Below are 22,936 nucleotides of genomic sequence, written 5' to 3' on the forward strand. Positions count from 1 at the left end.
GCTCTTCCCCGTACCCGGAGCAAGAGGAGTGACGATGGCGGCAAGCGTGGACGCGGTAGTGGCCGGAGCCGGTGGATTCATCGGCGGGCACCTGGTGGCGAGCCTCCTCGCCGAGGGCAAGACCGTACGCGCCGTCGACGTCAAGCCCCTCGACGAGTGGTACCAGGTCCACGACGGGACCGAGAACCTCCAGCGGGACCTCGCCGACCTGGCCGCCTGCACCGAGGCCGTCGGGGACGGCGCGGGCGAGGTCTACAACCTCGCGTGCAACATGGGCGGCATGGGCTTCATCGAGAACAACAAGGCCCTGTGCATGCTCTCGGTCCTGCCCTCCACCCACATGCTCATGGCCGCCAAGGAATCCGAGGTCGGCCGCTTCTTCTACTCCTCCTCCGCGTGCGTCTACGCCGGTTACAAGCAGACCGAGGCCGACATCGCCCCGCTGAAGGAGGAGGACGCCTACCCGGCCGACGCCGAGGACGGCTACGGCTGGGAGAAGCTGTTCTCCGAGCGCATGTGCCGCCACTTCCGCGAGGACTTCGGCCTCCAGACGCGCATCGCCCGCTACCACAACATCTACGGGCCCGAGGGCACCTGGGACGGCGGCCGCGAGAAGGCCCCCGCCGCGACCTGCCGCAAGATCGCGCTCGCCGCGCTCACCGGCGAGAAGACCGTGGAGATCTGGGGCGACGGCGAGCAGACCCGCTCGTTCACCTACATCGACGACTGCGTCCAGGGCACCAAGATGTTCACCCGCGGCGACGTCACCGAGCCGCTCAACCTCGGCTCCTCCGAGCTGACGACGATCAACAACCTCTACTACCTCGTCGCCGACATCGCCGGGATCGAGATCGAGCTCAAGCACATCGAGGGCCCCCTGGGCGTGCGCGGACGCAACTCCGACAACACGCTCATCCAGAAGTACTACGGCTGGGAGCCGTCGATCAGCCTCCGCGAGGGCATGTCGAAGACCTACGAGTGGGTCTACGACCAGGTCAAGGCCAAGCACAGCCTGTAATGAGCGATTCGAAGCTCCGCCGCGTCGACGTCCTCGGCGTCGGCGTCTCCACCGTCAACCAGGCGATGGCGCTCGACGAGGTCACCCGCTGGGTCGACGACGCCGAGCGCCACTACGTGTGCGTCACCGGCGTTCACGGCGTCATGGAGTCGCAGCGCGACCCCGAACTGCTGGCCATCCACAACGCCTCGGGGCTCACCACGCCCGACGGCATGCCGATGGTGTGGGCCGGGCGCAAGGCCGGGGCCGAGTGGATGGACCGCGTCTACGGGCCCGACCTCATGCTCAACGTGCTCGGCCGTGCCGCCGAACGCGGCTGGTCCTCGTTCCTCTACGGCGGCAAGGACGGCGTGCCCGAGCTCCTCGCCGAGAAGCTCATCGCCCGCATCCCCGGCCTCAAGATCGCCGGCACCTACTCGCCGCCGTTCCGCCCCCTCACCGAGGACGAGGACGACGCGATCGTCAAGCGCATCAACGACTCCGGCGCCCAACTGGTGTGGGTCGGCCTCTCCACCCCCAAACAGGAACGATGGATGGCCGCCCACCGCGACCGCCTCACGGCCCCCGCCCTCTTCGGCGTCGGCGCCGCATTCGACTTCCACGCCGGCCTCGTTCCCCAGGCCCCGCCCTGGATGCAGCGCAACGGCCTCGAATGGTTCTACCGCCTCACCAAGGAACCCAAACGCCTCTGGCGCCGCTACCTCGTCAACAACCCGGCCTACCTCCGCCAGATCCGAACCCGCCCCCCCTTCCTCCGCGACTAGGACCTGTCAGACCATCCCCGGCAGTCGCCACCCGGCCCAACCGCACGGTCGACCTGCGAGCGAGCGGACGCGAACACTGCCTCGCCGCGGACCCCCGAACCCGCCCGGTCTCCGGTCTCCGAGGGCCCACCAGCATCCTCACTACATGGCCTCGCCGCCGGTGTTCGAACACCGGCGGCGAGGCCATGTCGCACCCGAGTGCCAGGGTTTGAACCGGGGGCCCATCGATGTCCGTTTCGCCCCGAACCCTCCGCTCACATCGCGCCCATTCCGGGCGCGTCGCCCCTGCGCGTAAGCCGCTCCTTCCCCTGCATCGAGGTCCTGCCCGCCCTCGTCACTCGCGGGCCCGAACGGCGCTAGGCTGTGGCGCATGGTCGACATTCCCAAAGCGAGCGCTCAGAAGACGCACCACCCTCGCATCGCCGTGGTGTGGTCGGTCCTGTCGGCCGAGATCGAGCGCTTCGCCGGGGGAACGGGGGCGACGCTCCGCATCCTCGACGTCGGCGGCGGCTCCGGCGGCTTCGCCGTTCCGCTCGCCGAACTCGGCCACGACGTCACCGTGGTCGAGCCGAGTGCCAACGCGCTCGCCTCCCTGCGCCAGCGCGCCTCCGACGCCGGCGTCACCGACCGGGTCGAGGCCGTCCAGGCCGACGCCGACGAACTCCTCGACTTCGTCGAACCCGCCAGCGCCGACCTCGTGCTCTGCCACTCGGTGCTCGAAATGGTCGACTACCCCGACTCAGCCCTCGACGCCCTCGCGGCCGTCTGCGCGTCCGGCGGCGCGGTCAGCATCCTCGTCGCCAACCGCATCGCAGCCGTCCTCGGCAAGGCCCTCTCGGGCCAGTTCACCACCGCGCTCGACCTCCTCGTGCACCTCGACGGCATCGCCGAAGGCCGCGACACCATCAAGCGCCGATTCGAAACCGCCACCCTCACCGCCCTCGTCGGCGGCTCGGGCCTGGTCACCGAGCAGGTCCACGGCGTCGGCGTGGTCGGCGACCTCCTCCCGGCCTCCACCCCGCAGTCGGAGAACGGCACCGGCGAAGCCCTGCGCGAGTTCGAACTCGCCACCGCCTCCCGAGTTCCCTTCCGTGACATGGCGACCAACATCCACCTTCTCGCCCGCAAACCCATGCGCTGACCGGCTTCTTCGTACGCTGAACGGTGCTCGGCGGCGTTCATCGGCGAGCTGCGATGCGTCGCGTCGATGTACGCCGTACGGAGAGCGTTAGCGTCCGCGGCTCGATGTCGTAGTCCGTACGTTGTACGTTGTACGTTGTACGTTGTACGTTGTACGTTGTACAATGCTCGCTCGAACCCTCGTCTACGTCGGTGAACGTAGACGCCGTTACGCTCCGCCGCCGAGGCCAACGCAGGTGCCGGGACCGTAGCCTGAAACCGTGAACGCGCCAGCACCCGCCCGGAGCAGACTCCCGGCCCCCGTCTTCGATATCGGCCTCGCCGCCCTGCTCGGCCTGGTCACCTCCTTCACCACCGTGGGCGCCGACCCCAACCACGACCCGGGGCCGCTCGCGTTCGCGCTCATCTGGCTCACCGCCGCCTTCCTCACCCTCAGGCGCCGCTGGCCCGAGATCGCGCTGGCCGGCTCCATCGCAGTGCTCTACACCTACCTCTACCTCGGCCTCCCCGAAGGCCCCGTCTACATGCTCCCGGCCGTCGCCGTCTTCTTCTACGCCTTCGCAAGACCGCTCAAGACCCTCCTGGCGGTCCTCGGCGTCCTGTTCGTCGTCAACACCGCCTACCAGACCTTCGTCCTCGGCGAATCCGCCGACCTCCTCGTCAACGCGAGCATCACCGTCGTGTGGCTCGGCATCGCCGCCGCCGGCGGGCGGATCGTCCGTGAGGCCCGCCGCGCCAGGGCGCGCGAACGCGAGGCCGAACATGAGCGCTACCGAGCCGACGAACGCGTCCAGATGGCCCGCGAGATCCACGACGTCGTCGGCCACAGCCTCGCCGTGGTGAGCATGAACGCCGGTGTGGCACTGCACGTCCTAGACAAGCACCCCGGCACCCCGCCCGAGGCCGTCGAGAACCTCCAGGCCATCCGCGACGCCTCCAACCGGGCCCTGCGCGACCTCCGCGCCACCCTCGCGCCCCTGCGCAAAGGCCTCCAGCCCGAACTGCGCCCGACCGGCGCCATCGCCGACATACCCTCCCTCGTGGACGGCGTGCGCAAAGGCGGCCTCGACGTCGAGTACACCGTCACCGGCGACCCCGAGACCGTGCCCGCGAGCACCGCAGCCACCGCCTACCGCGTCGTCCAGGAGTCCCTGACCAACGTCATCCGCCACGCCGAAGCCACGACTGCCCGCGTCCGGATCGACTGCGGCGCCGAAAACCTGCGCGTGCGCGTCGAAGACGACGGCCGCGGCGGACCGGTCGACCTCGACCGCCTCGGCCAGGGCATCACCGGGATGATGGAACGGGTCCAGGCCGGCGGCGGCACCTTCAGCGCCGCGCCCCGGCCCGGGGGCGGCTTCGCCGTCGAAGCAGACCTGCCCCGCGGCCCCGGCACCGACTGACCACCGCACCGCCTTGGCGCGCAAGCGACACCGAGCAAGGGAGCACCGACCATGATCGACCTCGTGATCGCCGACGACCAGAGCCTCATCCGCATGGCGCTGCGCAACCTCTTCAAGAACGAGGACGACTTCCGCCTCGCCGCCGAAGCCGAGGACGGCGATCAGGCCTGGGAGTTCATCCAGCGCCTCAAACCCGACGTCGCCCTGCTCGACGTGCGCATGCCCGGCATCGACGGCCTCGAAGTCCTCCGGCGCATCAGCCGCGACCAGAACCTCGCCGCCACCCGCGTCGTCATGATCACCACCTTCGAGATCGACGACTACATCTTCGACGCCCTCTCCAGCGGCGCCGCAGGCTTCGTCATGAAGGACGCCCCGCCCGAGGACCTCCTGCGCGCCGTACGCCTCGCCGCCGCCGGCGACTCCCTCCTCAGCCCCGACGTCACCCGCAAAGTCATCCGCGCCTACGCCGAACGCGGCACCGGCGGCGCCAAACCCCACCCCAACCTCCCCGAACTCACCGACCGCGAACTGGAGATCCTCCGCTGGGTCGCCACCGGCCTCCCCAACGACGAGATCGGCCGCCGCCTGTTCATCAGCCCCGCCACCGTCCGCACCCACGTCGGCAAACTCCTCTCCAAACTCGCCGCCCGCGACCGCGCCGGACTCGTCGCCATCGCCTACCGCTCCGGCCTCGACATCCCCGAGCCCTGAACCGCCAGGCGGCACCCGATGTGGCCGAACCGATACCGAACCGGCTAGCCTCGCCCCATGCCTTCGAGCCCGCACCTCGCACCGCTCCGGCCCGCATACGGCACCGGCACCCTCGCCGACGTCATGCCGACCGCGCTCGCGGCGCTCGGCGTCCCCGGCCCCGCCGGCGCCGCCCTCCTGCGCGAAGGCGAACTCGACGGCGTCCGCCGCGTCGCCGTCCTCCTCCTCGACGGCTTCGGCTATCACCTCCTCGGCCAGGCCGCCCAGGCCAGCGCCACCATCGGCGCCCTCCATCACGGCGAACTCGGCACCCTCACCCCGATCACCGCGACCGTCCCCTCCTCCACCCCGATCAGCCTCGCCTCCCTGTCCTGCGACGTCCCGCCCGGACTCCACGGCATCATCGGCTTCACCCTCCGCGTCCCGACTCCGGCGACCTTGTCACCCACATCCGCTGGGAGGGCGCGCCCGACCCCGAGACCTGGCAGCCCGAACCCACCGTGTTCGAACGCGCCGCCGCCGAGGGCGTCGCCTGCACCGTCGTCTCCAACGGCGTCTTCCGCGCCACCGGCCTGACCCGCGCGATCTACCGCGGCGCCCAGTGGCTCCCGGCGATCGCCCCGCACGAGGTCGCCGAGGGGACCGTGGCGGCGCTGGCGCGCGGGGACCGGAGCCTCGTCTACGCGTACCTGCCGGACGTGGACACGGCCGGGCATTTCCACGGCATCGGCTCGCCCGAGTGGCTGGAGGCGGTCGCCGAGGTGAGCGAGGCGATCGACGGGATCCTGTCGGGCCTGCCGCGCGACGCGGCGCTGTTCGTGACCGCCGACCACGGCATGGTGAACGTGACCGACCGCCTGCACGTCGACCAGCGGCCCGACCTGCTGCACGGCGTCGAGGCGATCGGCGGCGACGGCCGGATGCGTTACCTGTACACCGCGCCCGGCGCGGTCGAGGAGGTGCGGCAGGCGTGGGCCGACGCGGTCGGCGAGCGGGCCGAGCTGCTCGACCGCGACGAGGCGGTCGACCGCGGCTGGTTCGGCCCGAAGGTCGCCGACCGCAACCGCGAACGCATCGGCGACCTCGTGGTGGCGTGCAAGGACACCTTCGCGGTCGTCGGCATCGAGGGCGAGCCGCCCCACGTGGCGCGCCTCATCGGCCACCACGGCGGCCTCACGGCGGCCGAAATGGCCGTCCCGTTGTGGACCTACCGCACGGCCTGAAGGTCCTGAGACGAGGTCTGGCGGGCGCTGGTTCCGGACGGATCGCGTCGCATTTCGCGTTTCGGACCGCCCGCCGCCCGCACTCTTTCGGGTGACAGGAGGGCCTGCGGGGGCGGTTTTTGTCGGACCCGCGCGCGAAGCTGGGCGGTACGGTCTTTCCCCTCTGGGTGGGTGGGGGCTAGGGACGGTAGATGCTGTAAGGCCGAGTACGGGGCTGCTTTGATGGGTCGTGGGTTGTGGGTCGTGGGTCGCGGGCGGCGGTGGTTGTCGGTGGCGGTCGCTACGCTTCCGGGGTGGCCGGGGATCAGCGTTTCATCGGTCCGGAATTGTCCGATTCCGGGCTGGGCATCATGCACGTCGACATGGACGCCTTTTTCGCGTCGGTCGAGGTCGCCCGGGACCCCTCGCTGCGTGGGAAGCCGGTGATCGTCGCGGGGCTCGGGGCGCGCGGAGTGGTCGCCGCCGCCTCGTACGAGGCCCGCGAGTACGGGGTGCACTCGGCGCTGCCCACCGCGATCGCGCGCAGGCGCTGCCCGCACGGCGTGTTCATGCAGCCCACCACCTCCTACGGGGAGGTCTCGCGGGCGGTCATGGCGATCTTCCGCGAGTACACGCCCCACGTGCAGCCCATCTCGGTCGACGAGGCGTTCCTCGACGTCGCGGGGGCCCGCCGGCTCATCGGCACGCCCACCGAGATCGCCCGCGCCATCCGCGCCCGCGTGCGCGAGGAGCACGGCATCACCTGCACCGTCGGCATCGCCTCCACGAAGTTCCTCTCCAAGCTCGCCAGCGAGGCCTCAAAGCCCGACGGGCTCGGCGTCGTCCCCGCCGCCACCGAACTCGACTTCCTGCACCCGCTGCCCATCCGCGCCGTGTGGGGCATCGGCGAGAAGACCGCCGAGAAGCTCACCCGGCTCGGGATGCGCAACGTCGGCGACCTCGCCCGGCTCGACGTCGACAGCCTAGCCGCGTCCGTCGGCACCGCCAGCGCCGAACACCTGTACGCGCTCGCGCGGAACATCGACCCCAGGCCGGTGCGCCCCGAGCGGGTCGAGAAGTCGATCAGCAACGAGACCACGTTCGACCGGGACGCCCCCGACGCCGCCGTGTGGGGTCCGGTACTCCTCGAACTGTCGCGGAAGGTCGCCTCCAGGGCGCGGGCGGCGGGCTGGGCCGGGCGCGGGGTCACCGTGAAGATCCGCTTCGGCGACTTCCGCACCATCACCCGCTCGCGGATGCTCGCCGCGCACACCGACGTCGGCCGCGACATCTACGAGGCCGCAAGGGAACTGGCCGACGCGGCGGCGACCGCGCCGGTGCGGCTCATCGGCGTGAAGCTCGACCACCTCGTCGAGGCGGCCGCGGTCGGCCGCCAGGTGGCCCTCGGCGAGCCCGAGCACGGCTGGCGCGACATCGAGACCGTCATGGACCTCGCGAGCGCGAAATTCGGGAAAGGGGCGGTCCGATCGGCCGGGCGACTGGCACCCCGGGACTCGCGTGTAGACACCCGCGAATCGGGGAACCCCGACCGTTGAGCGAAAGGCTTCGCACCCCGCGTCCGCAGGGGCCTTACCACGGCCAGAACGGACTGATTCAAGGACGAACTGCCTTCCGCCTCGGGCGAAAGCCTCGTAGACTTGAATGCAAGAAGCAGCGGGGCCGCGCAGGGGCTCCGCCGAGACTAGCGCAGGAGGAGTGTCGTGCCGCTCTCCGATCACGAGCAACGGCTGTTCGAGCAAATCGAGCAGTCCTTGTCCGAAGACCCGCAGTTCGCCTCCGCTGTGCGCGCCCACGATCCGGCCCACGTGACTCGGCGCAGGTTCATCCTGGCCGGCGTGGTCACCGTCATCGGCATAGCCGTCGTCATCGGCACCGTGATCGTCGGCGATGACGTCGCCAAATGGGGCGCCCCGATCGGCGCGGTGCTCATGTTCGGCGGCCTCATCCTGGGCCTGTGGGCGCAGCGGCGCGGCTCGAACGTGAAACTCAAGGCCGTCGACGGCAAGGCCAGCCGCACCACCGGCGGCGCGAAAGGCCCCAAACCCGGCGGGTTCACCTCCCGCATGGAAGAGCGGTGGCGCCGCCGCCGCGACAACGGTGACATCTTCTGACCTGTAAGCACTGAAGCGCCTGCGACGAGACGGGCCGAGCCGAAGGGCCGGCCCGTCTCGGCACGCCCGGGCACGGACGGGGCGGCGTTCGGGGGACGACGAAGGACCGGCCCGGCGGGGGAGTACCCCCGCCGGGCCGGTTCGCGTTGCGCGCCTTGGGTTTCCGGTGTCCTAGCGGCCGCGGAGGGCCGCGCGGCGGGCGGCCTTGCCCGCGTTCGCGCTGGTCGGCATCGGGCCCTTGGGGATCGCCATGCCGATGCCGAGCGCGTCGAGGCGCTTGGCGATGTGGTTGGCGTCCTTGGACTCGATGTTCTTCGGCAGCTGCGTGAGGCGCTTGCGGACCTCGGTCACCGAGAAGTCGTCGCCGGCGCTCTCGCCGACGAGGAACGTGTACACGGGGGTCGAGCCGACCACCCGCGAGATCCGCTTCTTCTCCTGGCCGAGGAGCTTGCGGACCTTGCCGCCGCCCTCGCCGAGGAGGACCACGCCGGCCTTGCCGACCGCGCGGTGGACCATCTGCGTCTCCGAGAGGGCCGCGACGCCGGGGGTGACCTGCCAGCCGCGGATGCCGTCGATGAGCGCGTACGCCGCGCCCGGCTTGCCGATGGCCTCCTCGTTCACGACCTTGCTGGTGCGCATGTTCAGCACGATGAGCCCGGCCAGCAGGGCCACGAACAGCGAGCTGACGTACCACAGGAGCGGGAACCGGGCGAACACCACCAGGGCGGTGACGATCACGAACGGCAGCAGGATCGCGGCGGCCTCAAGAGGCAGGAACCACTTGTCCCGCTGGTTCGTGAACTTGATGGCCATGCCGATGGTCTTCAGGCGTGACCCGAACGTCTCTTTCTCCTGCTGCTTTGCCATGTGCTCGATTCTAGTGTGCGGTCCGCGCCCTTAAGCGGGGGTGGCGGCGCGGGCGTCGATCGCCTGTCGGTACAAGCGCCCGGCGCGGTACGAGGAGCGCACGAGCGGGCCGCTCATGACGCCGGCGAAGCCGATCTCCTCGGCCTCGGCGGTGAGCTCCACGAACTCCTCGGGCTTGACCCACCGGTCCACCGGGTGGTGGCGCTTGGTCGGGCGCAGGTACTGGGTGATCGTGATGAGTTCGCACCCGGCCGCGTGCAGGTCCTTCAGCGCCTGCGAGACCTCCTCGCGGGTCTCGCCCATGCCGAGGATGAGGTTCGACTTGGTGACCAGGCCGTCCTCGCGGGCCTTCGTGATCACTTCGAGGGACCGCTCGTAGCGGAACGCGGGGCGGATGCGCTTGAAGATCCGCGGCACCGTCTCGACGTTGTGCGCGAGCACCTCGGGGCGCGAGGAGAACACCTCGGCGAGCTGCTCGGGGACGGCGTTGAAGTCGGGGATGAGCAGCTCCACACCGCACCCGGGGACGGCCGCGTGGATGCGGCGGACGGTCTCGGCGTACAGCCAGGCCCCGCCGTCGTCGAGGTCGTCGCGGGCGACGCCGGTGATCGTGGCGTACTTCAGGCCCATCGTCTCGACCGACTCGGCCACGCGCCGCGGCTCGTCCCGGTCGAGCGCGTCGGGCTTGCCGGTGTCGATCTGGCAGAAGTCGCACCGCCGCGTGCACTGCGAGCCGCCGATGAGGAACGTCGCCTCGCGGTCCTCCCAGCATTCGAAGATGTTGGGGCACCCGGCTTCTTGGCAGACCGTGTGCAGGCCCTCGCTCTTGACGAGTCCCCGCAGCTCGGTGTACTCCGGGCCGGTCTTGGCCTTGACCTTGATCCAGGGGGGTTTCCTCTCGATCGGGGTCTGGGCGTTGCGCACTTCGAGGCGCAGCATCCGGCGTCCTTCAGGCTGTACGGAAGTCACCGGCCCAGCCTACGCCGCGCGCGTGCCGGACGGCAGGTGTCGCTGGGCACAGCCGCGGCGCGCGGTATTCATGGGATGACGTTCGCGCTGGTGTAATTGCCGCGGGTGCAATGGGCGCGGGCCGACGGTCGGCGCGGTTCTAGCGGGCGCAGCGCACGAGCAGAGGAGCAGCAGTGGAACTCGTTCACCAGGGCAAGGTCCGAGACGTGTACGCCGACGGCGGCGACCTCGTCCTCGTCGCCTCCGACCGCGTCAGCGTCTACGACGTCGTGCTCCCCACCCCGATCCCCGGCAAGGGCGCCCTCCTCACCGCCCTCAGCCTGTGGTGGTTCGAGCGGCTCGCCGACATCGTCCCCAGCCACGTGATCTCCGCCGAGGACGTGCCCGCCGAGTTCGCCGGGCGCGCCGTCCGCGTCAAACGCCTCGACATGGTCCCCGTCGAAGCGGTCGTGCGCGGCTACCTCACCGGCTCGGGCCTCGCCGAGTACGACAAGTCCGGCACCGTCTGCGGCACCGCCCTCCCCGCGGGCCTGGTCGACGGCTCGCGGCTGGACGCCCCGCTCTACACCCCGACCTCCAAGGCCGCCGTCGGCGACCACGACCTGCCCATGACCTACGAGGAGACCGCCGGGCTCCTCGGCGCCGGCCTCGCCGCCCGCGTCCGCGACCTCACCCTCGACCTCTACCGCCGCGGCGCCGAGATCGCCCTCGCCTCGGGCATCATCATCGCCGACACCAAGTTCGAGTTCGGCCTCGACGCCGAGGGCGCGCTCCTCCTCGCCGACGAGGCCCTCACCTCCGACTCCTCCCGGTTCTGGGACGCCGCCGCCTGGAAGCCCGGCCAGACCCAGCCGTCCTTCGACAAGCAGTACGTTCGCGACTGGGCCAAGTCCACCGGCTGGACCCCCGACGACGCCGAAGCGCCCGAGATCCCCCAGGACGTCGCCGAAGCCACCCTCGCCCGCTACATCGAGGCCTACGAGCTCCTCACCGGCCGCACCTGGCGGTAGCGCCGGACGACGAGGGCGGGCCGCCACGCCCGCCCCCGTCGCACTCCGCGCGGGGCCTCAGCGCCCGAACAGGCCCTGGCCGACGAAGCCGCCCTCGGGCGCGCCCGGCGGCACCGCGAACACCGCGCCGCCCTCGGCGACGATGAACGCCGTCAACCGGTCCGAGGCCGCCATCTTCTCCTGCGCGTCCACGAACACCTGCGGATCGGCCTGGAACGACACGAACAGCAGTCCCGCGTCGTACGGGTGCTCGGCGTGCATGTGCCCGTCCACGTGGCCGTCCCCGGCCGCGTCCGAGGACACCTCCGCCTGCGTCAGGAACCCGTAGTCGTAGTTGAACCCGCGCCGCACCATCGCCGCGTCGTGCACCACCGCGATGTGCGAGTCGGCCGGGACCGCCGGCAGGCCCGAGGCGTCGAGCGCCGCGAAGTCCGGGTGGTCGAACTCGCCGCCGCCGCTCAACGGCACCCCCGAGTCCCGCTCGCGCCCGAACGTGAGGTCCTGCTCCTCAGCCGAGAGCATCGACCAGTCCGGCAGACGCATCCGGATCTTGCGGAACACCAGGTACGTGCCGCCCTCGAACCAGTCCGGCTCGGCGTCCACCGCCCACACCCGCTCGTCGAACGCCGCCGAACCCGCCGCCGGGTTCGCGCTGCCGTCCTTGAACCCCATGAGGTTCCGCGGCGTACCGCCCTCCGGCGCCGAGGAGAACCCCTGCTGCACCCACGACAGCGACGCCGCGCCCACCGCGCGCTTGCGCAGCTCCAGGAACGCGTTGCTCACCACCTGCCGGTCGTCGCCGCACACCTGCACCAGCAGGTCGCCTCCCGACCAGGCCGGGTTCAAGCGATCCCCGCCGAACTCCGGCAGCGCCACGAGCTTCGACGGCTGCGCCGCCTCCAGGCCCGCCTTCGCGAACACCGCCGGGCCGATCCCGAACGTCACCGTCAACCGCGCCGGCGCCAGGCCCGCCGCCACCGCCTCCGCGTCGAACTGGTCCGCGCCGTCCACCGCGGCCTTCGGCGGCGTCTCACCCGAGGCCAGCGCCGCTGCGACGGCCGACCAGTCCTCAAGCAGCCGTTCGAGGTTCGCCGCCACTGCCGCGGCGTCGAGCGCCGCTCCGGAAAGGTCCGCCGCGGCAAGGTCGAACGCGGCGAACAGGGCGTGGTCCTGCGCCGGGGTCGCGATCCCCGACTGCCGGTTCCCGTAGAACGGCTCCACGCCCGACCCGGTGTCCTCAGCGGCCTCGCCGCCGCGCATACCCGACGCGACCGCCATGCCCGCGCCCGCGCCGACCGCGGCCGTGATCGTGGCCGCGGCGAGGGCGGTCCGCCGCGTCACCGTCGCCTCGCCGCCCTCCGGGACCGGACGGCCCGGGCGGCGCCGCCACAGCCCGGCGAGCACGTCGACGGCGACGAAGGCCGCCAGCGAGATCCCCAGCAGCGGGAAGAACCAGCCGAGGCCCGCCGCGACCAGCACGACCGCCGCGACCGCCGGCCACGGCAGGTCCCGCAGCGACCCGCGCGGGTACGGGCGGCCCAGCAGGCGCCCCTGCGGCCGGCGCTGCCACCACATCCGGTAGCCCCACACGATCACGCACACCAGCGCGGCCATCGCCGCCGCCAGGACCAGCTGGTTCGCGAGCCCGAACAGCACGCCCATGTGCGCGGCGATGAGCACGTTCGTCGCCTGCGCCATGAACGGCCGGTCCGCGAACCGCAGCTCCTCGGCCACCGCCGGGGCGCCCGCGGCCACCTCGACCACGACCTGGTCCTGCCGCACCGGGAACGACCGATCCGTCTCGGCCACCAGGTACCGCGTGCCCGCGCCGGTCGGCAGCGTGATCTGGAGCGGACCCTCCAGGCCCGCGTCCAGTGCCGCGCCGTTGACGCCGTCGAGGAGCGTCACGGCGAACGCCGACGTGCCCGAAGCGCCCGAATGGTCATGGGCCGCATGGTCGCCGGTGGCCGCACCCTCCTCTACCGCGATCGCCGGGGTGCTCCAGTCCAGCGCCGACCGCAGCTCCGCGACGTGCTCGCCCGCGTACCGCGACCAGGTGACGCCCGTGGCCGACAGGAACACCAGGACCGCGACCAGCCACAGGCCGACCGGCCCGTGCCACGCGAGCGTGCGCGCCCGTCCCGGGCCCGAGCGGACCCGCCGCGGGCGCCACAGGCCCGCGCGGCGCCGCGAGACCCACAGGACGAGGCCGCCGAGGGCCACGACCCACAGCCACGAGGCCGCGAGTTCGCTGTACAGGCGGCCCGGCTCGCCCAGGTGCAGGTTCCGGTGCAGCGTCGAGACCCACTCGCGCACCGGCCCGGCCTGCGAGGACCCGTACGTGGTCGAATCGCCCAGGACCTCCCCGGTGTACGGGTCGACGTAGACGACGGCGCTCGCGCCGGACTCGCGGACGACCCCGTCGTCCACGAGCACGGCGGTCGTGTCCTCGGGGCCGGCCGCGGGGCGCACCGCGGTCACCGGCCAGTCGGGGTGCGCCTCGGTGACGGCGCCGACCTGGTGCGCGAGGGTCAGCGGCTCGCCGCCGGTCTCGACGGTCCGCAGGTCGGAGTACAACGCGTCCTCGACGGGGTACGAGAGCGCGTAAGCCAGCCCGGTCAGGGCCGACACGAGTAGGAACGGGGCGATGAGGATGCCGGCGTAGAAATGCAGCCGGAGGAGCGGCCGCCTGAGGGCGGCCGGAAACGATGATCTGGACATGGCTCGCTTTCTGAGCGGCCCGAAGACGCGCACGGCACGGCCGCGGCGGTGTGCTTCGGGCAGGGTTCAGCGCCGAACGCGCTGGGGGACTAGGGGACTCAGGAGAAAGCGAGCCGCGGCGGTCCGCGGCGCGAGATGGCGGTGCGCACCGCCGGAAGCGGACGCGGCAGCCGCGTCCGGGCGAGGAAACGGCGCGGCCGGACGACCGCACGCATGCCCGCGCCGAGGACCCGCAGGACGCGGGCGCAGGCGACGGTGAGCAGCGCGAGCAGGACCGCGAACGCGGCGTCGCCGCGCGCCAGCCACGCCGCCTGCGCGAGCGCGGCGGCGACGTGGACGAGCCACATGGCGGCCCCCGCGGCGTGCGCGTGGACCGGCGCGGTGCTCCCGGCCTCGAACAGTTCGTGCAGGCCCCATTGGGACAGCAGGCACAGGGGAGCGAGGAAGAGGAAGCCGCGCCGGCGTCCGCCCGCGGCGTACGCGGCGGCGAAGGCGAGTGCGGCCCCGGCGGCGGTCGGGAGCGGGCCGGGGGCGTGGCCGCCGCCCCACAGGTGGAGCAGGAGGGAGGCGGGCACCGCGACGGCGGCGAACACGGCGGCCCGCAGCAGTCGGAAGGGCGTCTGCCTCACATCCACGCGCGTATTGTGTCACGCGCGCGGGAGCCGCCCCCGCGTCGGGCGCGGGGGCGGCTTCGCGTCAGGACCGCTTGGGCCCGTAGGTGAGGCGTCGCAGCAGGACTTCGAACGGGCCGCGTTTCCCGGCCCGGTCGAGCAGGACCGCGACGAGGATCGTGAACAGCCAGGTGGCGAAGGCGACGCCGAAGGCCGCGAGGTAGCCCATGTCCTCGCCGAGGCCGAAGCCCCAGGCGGTGAGGAGCGGGGCCATGATGATCGACTGGAGCAGGTAGCTCGTCAGCGACCGCTCGCCGACCGCGGCGAGCGCCCCGGGGACGCCGCGGCGGCCGAAGCCGCGCAGCCGGTGCGCGAGGAGCGCGAAGCCGCAGATGTAGCCGAGCCCGGCGTACATGCCGCCCAGGAGCGTCAGTGCGCTCGCGCCGACCCACAGGTTCTTCGACGGCTCCCACGCGCCGATGGCGATGAGCGCCACGGGGAGCGCACTGAGGACGTTCACGGCCATGCCGGTGGCGAAGACCTTCTTGAGCTGCGGCAGATGTTCTTCCGGGTGGTCGATCCAGCCCGCGCGCTGGACCCTCATGCCGAGGGCGACGAGCGGCAGGAACATCGCGAGGAAGACGCTCACGAGCATGACCACGATCGAGGCGGAGGCGCCCATGAGCATCTGGTCGAGGTACGGCGGCAGGTCGCCGAAGGACGGCGGCGCGGCGCTCTCGGTGTAGCTGATCGCCAGGAACGGGAGCCCGACGAGGATGAAGTAGGCCGCGGAGCCCCACATCCACCGCTTCAGCGCCTTGTCGGAGAGGTGCACGAAGAACAGGGCGATGAGGCCGGTGGCGCCGTAGGGGGCGAGGATGTCGCCGTAGAAGAGGAACACGGCGTGGAGGAAGCCGAAGGCGATGAGCCACCACGAGCGGCGGCGCAGGACCTTGCGGACGGCTTTGGCGTCCATGCCGCGCGCGAACATGCGCGAGGCCATGACGGCGATGCCGAAGCCGTAGAGGATCGCGAACATCGGCCGCGAGCGGTCGGCGATGACGAGCTGCTCGATGAACAGCGCGACGTGGTCGGCGGCCGACTGGCCGGTGTTGTGGTTGTACTGGTCGAGGCCCATGCCCCACAGGTGGATCGGGACGTTCGCGAGGGCGATGAACAGGAGCATCCCGCCGCGGGCGATGTCGGGGGCGAGGGAGCGCTCGGCCTTGGTGATCGAGCCGGGCGGGCCCGCGGGGGCGTAGGGGGTGTAGGTCACGACTGACTCCTCTGTGGTCGGTGACGGGTGATTCCGGTTTCCGATGTCAGTCTAAGGAATTCGAGGCCGCTTCACGGTAGTGCGGGCACTACCGGGACGTTCGGGCCTCCGGTACCGGGCGTCACCTATGCGAGGGGTCGTCGTGTTCGTGGATTGTCGTACCCTGCGGGTATTTTTGACCCAGGGATCCCTTCTCGTGTCCGAATTGTCATAGACCCTCCGAGGCGCTCCGAGACACTCCCGAATCCGAGCGCGCCGAAGGGCCCCACCGCTGTGCGGTGGGGCCCTTCGGATGTCGCGTCTTAGGCCCTTGTGCAGGGCTGCCGGTTCACTCCGGGCTACGCCCTCGTGCTGCGCTTCCGGTTCACTCCGGGCTACGCCCTCGTGAACAGCAACGCCGCATTGTGGCCGCCGAAGCCGAAGGCAGTGTTCATCGCGGCGTTGAGCTCGACCTTGCGGGCCTCGTTCGCGGCCACGTCGAGTTCGAGCAGCGGGTCGGGCGTGTCCAGGTTGATCGTCGGCGGGATGATCCCGTCGACGATCGCCATGATCGAGGCGATCGACTCGACCGCGCCGGCGCCGCCGAGCAGGTGCCCGGTCATCGACTTGGTGGCCGTGAGGACCACCGAGTCGCCGAGGACCCGCTTGATGCCCCTGGTCTCCGGGATGTCCCCGGTGGGCGTCGACGTCGCGTGGGCGTTGACGTGGCCGACCTCCGAGGCGTCGATCCCGGCCTGCTTGAGCGCGAGCTGCATCGCGCGCCCGCCGCCGGCGCAGTCCGGGTGGGGCTGGACGATGTCGTAGCCGTCCGAGGTGAGGCCCGCCCCGGCGACGACCGCGTAGATCCTCGCCCCGCGCGCCTCGGCGTGGTCGCGGCGTTCGAGCACCAGCGACCCGCCGCCCTCGCCCATGACGAAGCCGTCGCGGTCGACGTCCCACGGGCGCGAGGCCCGAGTCGGGTCGTCGTTGCGGGTGGACAGGGCCTTCATCGACGCGAAGCCGGCGATCGGCAGCGGCGCGATGACCGCCTCCGCTCCGCCGGCGATCACGACGTCGGCCCGGCCCGCGCGGATCATGTCCGCGGCCCAGGAGATCGCCTCGGCTGAGGTGGCGCACGCGCTGGTGGGGGCGTGCACGCCGGCCTGGGCGCCGAACTCCAGGCCGACCACGGCCGCGGGCCCGTTGGGCATGAGCATGGGCACGGTGAACGGGGAGACCAGGCGGGCGCCCTTCTGCTCCAGGATGTCGTCCTGGTCGAGCAGGGTGGTCGCGCCGCCGATGCCGGAGCCGAACACGACGCCGAGGCGCTCCTTGTCGAGGTCGTCGCTCAGCCCCGCGTCGTCCCAGGCCTGCTGGGCGGCGATGAGCGCGATCTGCTCGGACCGGTCGAGGCGCCGCAGCCGAACCCGGGGCAGCACCTCGGCGGGCTCGACGGCCAACTGCGCGGCGATCCGCACAGGGAGCTGCTCGGCCCAGTCCTTGGTGATGGGACTGACTCCCGACCTACCAGCGGTGAGTGCTTCCCAGGTCGACGCCACGTCCCCGCCGAGGGGGGTGGTCGCGCCGAGTCCGGTCACGACTACCTCAGTCACATTTAGCCCTTTTCGATGTAGGAGACGGCGTCGCCGACGGTCTTCAGGTTGGCGACCTCGTCATCGGGGATCTTGACGCCGAACTTCTCCTCGGCGGCGACGACGACCTCGACCATGGCGAGCGAGTCGACGTCCAGGTCGTCCGTGAAGGACTTGCCGTCGGCGACGTCGTCGGGGTTGACGCCCGCGACCTCTTCGAGAATGTCGGACAGGCCTTCGCGGATCTCGTCACGGGACAGAGCCATGATGTATTTCCTCTCGATAGTTACGGGCAGCGGATGACCTGCCCGGCGTAGGTGAGCCCGCCGCCGAATCCGAACAGGAGGATCGGGGCGCCGGAGGCCACCTTGCCACTTTGGACCAACTTCGACAGCGCCAGCGGCACCGATGCCGCCGACGTGTTGCCGGAGTAGACGATGTCCTCGGCGACGATGCAGTCGTCGCTGAAGTCGAGGCGCTTGGCGATGCCCTGGATGATCCGCAGGTTCGCCTGGTGCGGCACGAAGGCCGCCAGTTCCGAGATCTTGACGTCGGCCCGCTCGGCGACCTTCTCGATGAGCGGGGCCAGCTGGGTCGTCGCCCAGCGGAAGACCGTCTGACCGGCCTGTTTGATGAAGGGGACGTCCTCCTCGATGCGGATGACGTCGCTCATCGACGGCTCCGAGCCCCACACGACCGGGCTGATCGCCAGCTTCGGGTCGTCGGTGCCCTCCACGACCACCGCGCCCGCGCCGTCGCCGAAGAGCACGCACGAGGTGCGGTCCTCCCAGTCGGTGACGGCCGTGAGCTTCTCGGCGCCGATCACGATGGCGCGCTTGGCGGAGCCGATGCGGATCGCCATGTCGGCCTGGGCGAGGGCGTATTCGAAGCCCGAGCAGGCGGTGTTGACGTCGATGGCCGCGGGCACGGAGAGGCCGAGGGCGTCGGCGACGCGGCAGGCGGTGTTGGGGCACATGTCCTTGGCCGAGACGGTGGCGACGATGACCATGTCGATGTCCTCGGGCCCGTAGCCGGAGTTCGCGAGGGCCTGCCGGGCGGCGTGGATCGCCATGTCGGCGACCTTCTCGTCGTCGGCGGCGATGCGCCGCTCCTTGATGCCGACGCGCGAGACGATCCACTCGTCGTTCGTGTCGACGATCTTGGCGAGGTCGTCGTTGGTGAGTACCTTCTCCGGCTGGTAGTGGCCGACGCTGACGACGCGTGATCCGTTGACGCTCACTCGACTCCTTCGTTCTTCTCGGCCTCGGCGGCCATACCGTACTCGGCCGCGAGCGCGAGCTCGTCGGGAGTGTTCACGTTGAGTCGGTCGACGCCTTTGAGCGCGCGCTTGGCGAGCCCTGTGAGCGTGCCCGCGGGGGGCAGCTCGATGACGGTCGTGACGCCCAGTTCTCCAAGCGTACTCATGCAGGCGTCCCACCTGACCGGTGAGGTGACCTGCGCCACCAGTTGCCGCAAGGCGGCGGCGCCGCCGGTCACGGGCCTGCCGTCGCGGTTGGACAGGAGCGTCCGCTCGGGGTCGGCGACGGCGATGTCCGCGGCGACGGCTTCGAGGGCCTCCTGGGCGGGGGCCATGTGCGGGGTGTGGAACGCGCCGGCGACCTTGAGCGGGATGATCCGGGCCTTCGCGGGCGGGTTCCCGGTGAGCTTCTCGATCGCGGCCACCGGTCCGGCGGCGACGATCTGGCCCGCGCCGTTGCGGTTGGCGGGCCACGCGCCGGCCGACTCGATCGCGGCGAGGACCTCGTCCTCGGCCCCGCCGAGGACGGCGGCCATCGTGGTCGGCTCGATGTCGCAGGCCGCGGCCATCTCGCGGCCGCGCACGGCGGCGAGGCGGACGGCGGCGTCGGGGGTGAGGACCCCGGCGAGCGCGAGCGCGGTGAGCTCGCCGACGGAGTGCCCGGCGACGACGGCGGCGGCCGAGACCGGCAGGTACTCGGCGGCGAGCAGGCCGGCGGCGACGAGCAGCGGCTGCGTGTTGGCGGTGTCGGTGATCTCGTCCTGGCCGGCCTCGGTGCCGAGGCGGACGAGGTCGAGGCCGATGAGTTCGGACCAGCCGCGGAGGCGGGCCTCGGCGGCGGGGTCGTGTTCGATCCACGGCGTCAGGAACCCGGGCTTCTGGGAGCCCTGCCCGGGAGCGAGAATGGCAAGCACACTATGACTTTCGCATCGGCGACACGGGATACGGGAGCAGTCAGGGGACTGAATGCCCGCGCAGTTCTTGTAGGGAATCTACAACACTCATTGTCAACTGCGAGAACGCCGGGTTGCCGGGGCGTTCTCCAGGCGCCCTATGGTCAACCCCACACGGAGGACGAAGGCCTCATGTGGATCGGTGGGGGAGAAACCGGTCACCTCTTGGATGCGGCGGAGGCGGTAGCGGACCGTGTTCGGGTGGACGTACAGCTCGCGGGCGGTGCCCTCCAGGACGCCGCCGGAGGCGATGAACGCGTCCATGGTCTCCAGCAGCTCCCCGCCGGCGCGGCGCAGCGTCATGAACACGCCCTCGCGCAGGCCCTGGCGGGCCGCCTCGTCCCCGGCGATGGCCCGCTCGGGCAGCAGCTGGGTCGCGGTGGTGGGGCGTGGGGCGTCCGGCCACGCGGGCGCGGCCCGGTGCCCGGCCACGGCCGCCAGCGCCGAGGAGGACGCCTCGGCGAGTCCGGTCACGGTGGGGCCCACGACGATCGGGCCGTCGCCGAACTGGCCGGTGAGCTTCTCGACGATCTCGACCGGTTCTTTGACGCCGCCGAGGAGGAGCACGAGGCGGGCGCCGTGGACGCCGGCGAGGATGTCCAGGCCCAGGCGCCGGGCGGCGCGCTGGACCGAGTGCAGGACCAGGGTCGCCTCGCCGCCGGGGGTGGCGCCGCAGACGACGGTGATGGTCTGCGTCTCGGACCAGCCGAGGGCGGCGGCGCGGCTGATGAGCTCGTCGGAGTTGTCGCCGCGCAGGAGCGCGTCGACGAGCATCGCCTGGAGGCGGGCGTCCCAGGCGCCGCGGGTCTCGGCGGCGCGGGCGTAGACGCGGGCGGCGGCGAAGGCGATCTCGCGGCTGAAGCGCAGGACCGATTCGCGCAGCTGGTCCACTTCGCCGTCGGCGGCGAGCTGGGGGACCTGCTCTTCGACGACGTCGATGACGACCTGGATGAGGGCGACGGTGTGCTGGAGGCTGATGGCGCGGGCGAGTTCGACGGGGGCGGCCTCGAAGACCATGTCGGAGGAGCCGAGGTCGTCGCCGGAGTTGCGCAGCCATTCGACGAACTGGCGCACCCCGGCCTGCGCGACGAGGGTCACCATCGAGCGCTGCTCGGCGGGCAGGTCGCGGAACCAGGTGAGGCGTTCGTCCATCCGGGTGAGCGACTGGGTCGTCAGCGCCGACGAGGAGCGTTCGATGTTCTGAATGGTCGTGGCCAGGTCCATGCCCTATAGCCTGCCAGACGTGGCGCGCGCCGCGCACCGACGTCGGACGGAATAGCGGTGCCGCCACTACTGTTGCCCGGAAGAGGACCGAGAAGCGACGACAGAGAGGCGGCCCCATGGCCACGGTTGAGCTGACCAAGGACAACTTCGAGGAGACCGTCACCGGGAACGGCATCGTCCTGGTGGACTGGTGGGCCGACTGGTGCGGACCGTGCAAGATGTTCGCGCCGACCTTCGAGAAGGCCAGCGAGGAGCACACCGACGTCGTCTTCGGGAAGATCGACACCGAGGACCAGCGGGAGCTGTCGGCCGAGGCGGGGATCCAGTCGATCCCGACCCTCATGGCCTTCCGCGACGGCATCCTCCTGTACAGCCAGCCCGGGGCGCTCCCGCCGGCCGCGCTGGCGGAGGTCATCGGGAAGGTGAAGGAGCTCGACATGGACGAGGTCCGCAAGCAGATCGAGGCCGAAGAGGCCGAAGAGGCCTAGTGCCGAGACTTCGAGGGGCCGGGCGCGTTTTGGACGCGCCCGGCCTCTTTTGTCCTGTCTCGAACCGTGTTAGGTTGCTTTTCGGGTTGGGAGCCGAGTAGCCGCACGTCGAGGAGGTCCGCTGTGCCGGCCGACCGCGTCCCCCCGCTCCGCGGACCTGGTCCGCGCCCCGACCTGCCGGTCGCGGCCCGCAGGGCCCTCGCCGGGGTCCACGTCCTCTCCTCGGTCCTGTGGCTCGCCTACATGGCGTTCGTGCTGACGCTGTGCCTGTGGGTCCGCTTCAGCGCCGATCCGGACGCCGCCGCGGCGGCCTGGACCGTCCTGGGGCTCTTCAACGACCTCGGCGTGGGCGCGGTGTCGTTCGCGGCGCTGGCGACCGGCGTGGCGCTCGGGGCGACCGGTCCGCTCGGGGTGGTGCGCCACCGGTGGGTGGCCGCGAAGCTCGCCGTCACCGCCGCCGTGATCACCGGCGGCCTCGTCTTCCTGCGCCCCAGCGTGATCGCCTTGACCTCCAGTCCGCACCCGGGCGGCGCGTACGCGGTGCTCGGCGTGGGGACCGCGCTCGGCACGGCGCTGCTGGTGTTCGCCGCGGTCCTGTCGTACGCCCGGCCGTGGGGCCCGTTCCGGCGGGTCGCCGAGCGGCCGGTGGCCGACGACCGCTTCGCGGTGCGGGTGCGGCGGGTCGTGCCGGTCGCCGAAGGCGTGCACTCGATCGACCTCGTCGGCGTCCACGGTCGCCTCCTGCCGCCGTTCGAGGCCGGCGCCCACATCGAGATCGAGCTGCCCTCGGGCCTGGTGCGCCACTACTCGCTGTGCTCGCGCCCGACCGACCGGCTCGGGTACCGGATCGCGGTGCGGCGCGACGACGCCGGGCGCGGGGGCTCGCGCGAGGTGCACCGGCTGCGCCCCGGCGACCTGGTGCGGATCTCCCGGCCGCGCAACATGTTCCCGCTGAGCCTGCACCCGACGTACCTGTTCGTCGCCGGCGGCATCGGCATCACCCCGATCGTGGCGATGGTCCTCCAGGTCGACCACGCCGGGATGCCGTGGCGCCTGGTCTACACCGGGCGCGACCGCGCCACGATGGCCTTCGCCGACCAGCTCGCCACCACTTGGCCGGCGAACGTCGTGCTCTACCCGACCGCGGCGTTCGGGCGCCCCAACCTCGTCGCCGAGGTCGCCGACCTGTCCGACGGCACCGGGATCTACGCGTGCGGGCCCGCGCCGCTGCTGGACGCGCTCGCCGACACCGTCCACCGCGTCGCCCCGCACCTGGAGTTGCACACCGAGCGGTTCGCCCCCGGCACCGTCCGCGAGCCCTTCGAGCTGCACGCCAAGCGCAGCGCCGCCGCCGTGACCGTGGGCGCCGACCGCAGCGCCCTCGCCGCGCTGGCCGACGCGGGCGTGGAGGTTCCCTCGGACTGCGAGATCGGGGTGTGCGGGACCTGCCGCCTGCGCGTGGTCGAGGGTCGCCCCGAGAACCCCTCGCACGTGCCGCTCGCGGTGGCACCGGACGGCTCGCCCCTGTTCTACCCGTGCGTCGGCCGCGCGGCGGGACGCCTCGTCGTCGACGCGTGAGGGACGGCGAAGGGGCCGGAGAGCATCGCTCCCCGGC

21 protein-coding genes and 1 pseudogene are annotated in these 22,936 nt (G+C 71.7%); 12 read left to right on the forward strand and 10 right to left on the reverse strand.

What is annotated here, in order from left to right; translation table 11 throughout:
• The first annotated feature begins 34 nt into the window (after nucleotides 1-34).
• The 9 genes from E9998_RS12495 to E9998_RS12535 all read left to right on the forward strand — a co-directional run bounded on the left by E9998_RS12495 (nucleotide 35) and on the right by E9998_RS12535 (nucleotide 8,373).
• Entirely contained in the window at nucleotides 35-1,018 is a 984-nt protein-coding gene (locus tag E9998_RS12495) for an NAD-dependent epimerase/dehydratase family protein (RefSeq protein WP_136530028.1), read from the forward strand.
• Nucleotides 1,018-1,782: a WecB/TagA/CpsF family glycosyltransferase gene (locus tag E9998_RS12500; RefSeq protein WP_136530029.1), complete on the forward strand. Its 765-nt coding sequence runs from the start codon at nucleotides 1,018-1,020 to the stop codon at nucleotides 1,780-1,782. Before E9998_RS12495 ends, E9998_RS12500 begins: the two co-directional genes overlap by 1 nt.
• Nucleotides 1,783-2,152: 370 nt before the next feature.
• Nucleotides 2,153-2,923: a methyltransferase domain-containing protein gene (locus tag E9998_RS12505; protein ID WP_136530030.1), complete on the forward strand. Its 771-nt coding sequence runs from the start codon at nucleotides 2,153-2,155 to the stop codon at nucleotides 2,921-2,923.
• A gap of 259 nt (nucleotides 2,924-3,182) precedes the next feature.
• Nucleotides 3,183-4,325, forward strand: a complete 1,143-nt coding sequence (locus tag E9998_RS12510) for a sensor histidine kinase (RefSeq protein WP_136530031.1) — start codon at nucleotides 3,183-3,185, stop codon at nucleotides 4,323-4,325.
• Nucleotides 4,326-4,376: 51 nt separating this feature from the next.
• A complete protein-coding gene (locus E9998_RS12515; RefSeq protein WP_136530032.1) occupies nucleotides 4,377-5,039 on the forward strand; it encodes a response regulator in 663 nt (220 codons plus the stop codon).
• 57 nt (nucleotides 5,040-5,096) lie between these two features.
• On the forward strand, nucleotides 5,097-5,615 hold the full coding sequence (locus E9998_RS12520) for an alkaline phosphatase family protein (protein WP_136530033.1): 519 nt from the start codon (nucleotides 5,097-5,099) through the stop codon (nucleotides 5,613-5,615).
• Entirely contained in the window at nucleotides 5,540-6,262 is a 723-nt protein-coding gene (locus E9998_RS12525) for an alkaline phosphatase family protein (protein ID WP_136530034.1), read from the forward strand. The genes E9998_RS12520 and E9998_RS12525 overlap by 76 nt, the downstream gene beginning before the upstream one ends.
• 350 nt (nucleotides 6,263-6,612) lie before the next feature.
• The gene (dinB, locus tag E9998_RS12530; RefSeq protein ID WP_136530118.1) at nucleotides 6,613-7,797 is read left to right on the forward strand and encodes a DNA polymerase IV; all 1,185 of its coding nucleotides are present in this window, start codon (nucleotides 6,613-6,615) and stop codon (nucleotides 7,795-7,797) included.
• A gap of 165 nt (nucleotides 7,798-7,962) precedes the next feature.
• A complete protein-coding gene (locus E9998_RS12535) occupies nucleotides 7,963-8,373 on the forward strand; it encodes a DUF3040 domain-containing protein (RefSeq protein WP_136530035.1) in 411 nt (136 codons plus the stop codon).
• 171 nt (nucleotides 8,374-8,544) lie between these two features.
• Here E9998_RS12535 and E9998_RS12540 read toward each other — a convergent pair whose 3' ends face one another.
• Nucleotides 8,545-9,240 carry a DUF4191 family protein gene (locus E9998_RS12540; RefSeq protein WP_136530036.1) on the reverse strand — a complete coding sequence of 232 codons (696 nt, stop codon included), beginning with the start codon at nucleotides 9,238-9,240 and terminating at the stop codon, nucleotides 8,545-8,547.
• Nucleotides 9,241-9,270: 30 nt separating this feature from the next.
• Nucleotides 9,271-10,179, reverse strand: coding sequence for a lipoyl synthase (lipA, locus tag E9998_RS12545; RefSeq protein ID WP_420842434.1), 909 nt, complete (start codon nucleotides 10,177-10,179; stop codon nucleotides 9,271-9,273).
• Between the two features lie 203 nt (nucleotides 10,180-10,382).
• On the opposite strand from lipA, the gene E9998_RS12550 reads away from it, so the two are divergent.
• Entirely contained in the window at nucleotides 10,383-11,219 is an 837-nt protein-coding gene (locus tag E9998_RS12550) for a phosphoribosylaminoimidazolesuccinocarboxamide synthase (RefSeq protein WP_136530038.1), read from the forward strand.
• Between the two features lie 57 nt (nucleotides 11,220-11,276).
• Here E9998_RS12550 and E9998_RS12555 read toward each other — a convergent pair whose 3' ends face one another.
• From E9998_RS12555 to E9998_RS12590, 8 genes and pseudogenes are all read right to left on the reverse strand, one after another.
• On the reverse strand, nucleotides 11,277-13,940 hold the full coding sequence (locus tag E9998_RS12555; RefSeq protein WP_136530039.1) for a Dyp-type peroxidase: 2,664 nt from the start codon (nucleotides 13,938-13,940) through the stop codon (nucleotides 11,277-11,279).
• 98 nt (nucleotides 13,941-14,038) lie between these two features.
• Nucleotides 14,039-14,575 (reverse strand): hypothetical protein, encoded by a 537-nt coding sequence (locus E9998_RS12560; RefSeq protein WP_136530040.1) that lies wholly within the window; start codon nucleotides 14,573-14,575, stop codon nucleotides 14,039-14,041.
• Nucleotides 14,576-14,636: 61 nt separating this feature from the next.
• On the reverse strand, nucleotides 14,637-15,827 hold the full coding sequence (locus E9998_RS12565; RefSeq protein ID WP_136530041.1) for a DUF418 domain-containing protein: 1,191 nt from the start codon (nucleotides 15,825-15,827) through the stop codon (nucleotides 14,637-14,639).
• A 374-nt stretch (nucleotides 15,828-16,201) separates the two neighbouring features.
• Nucleotides 16,202-17,419, reverse strand: coding sequence for a beta-ketoacyl-ACP synthase II (fabF, locus tag E9998_RS12570; protein ID WP_136530042.1), 1,218 nt, complete (start codon nucleotides 17,417-17,419; stop codon nucleotides 16,202-16,204).
• A gap of 2 nt (nucleotides 17,420-17,421) precedes the next feature.
• Nucleotides 17,422-17,658 carry an acyl carrier protein gene (locus E9998_RS12575; protein ID WP_030159099.1) on the reverse strand — a complete coding sequence of 79 codons (237 nt, stop codon included), beginning with the start codon at nucleotides 17,656-17,658 and terminating at the stop codon, nucleotides 17,422-17,424.
• A 26-nt stretch (nucleotides 17,659-17,684) separates the two neighbouring features.
• The gene (locus E9998_RS12580) at nucleotides 17,685-18,638 is read right to left on the reverse strand and encodes a beta-ketoacyl-ACP synthase III (protein ID WP_136530043.1); all 954 of its coding nucleotides are present in this window, start codon (nucleotides 18,636-18,638) and stop codon (nucleotides 17,685-17,687) included.
• Between the two features lie 41 nt (nucleotides 18,639-18,679).
• A pseudogene (locus tag E9998_RS12585) lies at nucleotides 18,680-19,570 on the reverse strand (ACP S-malonyltransferase); the annotation flags it as partial.
• A 93-nt stretch (nucleotides 19,571-19,663) separates the two neighbouring features.
• Entirely contained in the window at nucleotides 19,664-20,833 is a 1,170-nt protein-coding gene (locus E9998_RS12590) for a PucR family transcriptional regulator (protein ID WP_136530045.1), read from the reverse strand.
• 116 nt (nucleotides 20,834-20,949) lie between these two features.
• Here E9998_RS12590 and trxA point away from each other — a divergent pair, with 116 nt between their 5' ends.
• Nucleotides 20,950-21,321: a thioredoxin gene (gene trxA, locus E9998_RS12595; protein WP_136530046.1), complete on the forward strand. Its 372-nt coding sequence runs from the start codon at nucleotides 20,950-20,952 to the stop codon at nucleotides 21,319-21,321.
• A gap of 123 nt (nucleotides 21,322-21,444) precedes the next feature.
• The gene (locus E9998_RS12600; RefSeq protein ID WP_204745412.1) at nucleotides 21,445-22,899 is read left to right on the forward strand and encodes a PDR/VanB family oxidoreductase; all 1,455 of its coding nucleotides are present in this window, start codon (nucleotides 21,445-21,447) and stop codon (nucleotides 22,897-22,899) included.
• The last annotated feature ends 37 nt before the right edge of the window (nucleotides 22,900-22,936 follow it).

The organism is Glycomyces paridis (assembly GCF_004912155.1).
Classification (GTDB): Bacteria; Actinomycetota; Actinomycetes; order Mycobacteriales; family Micromonosporaceae; genus Glycomyces; species Glycomyces paridis.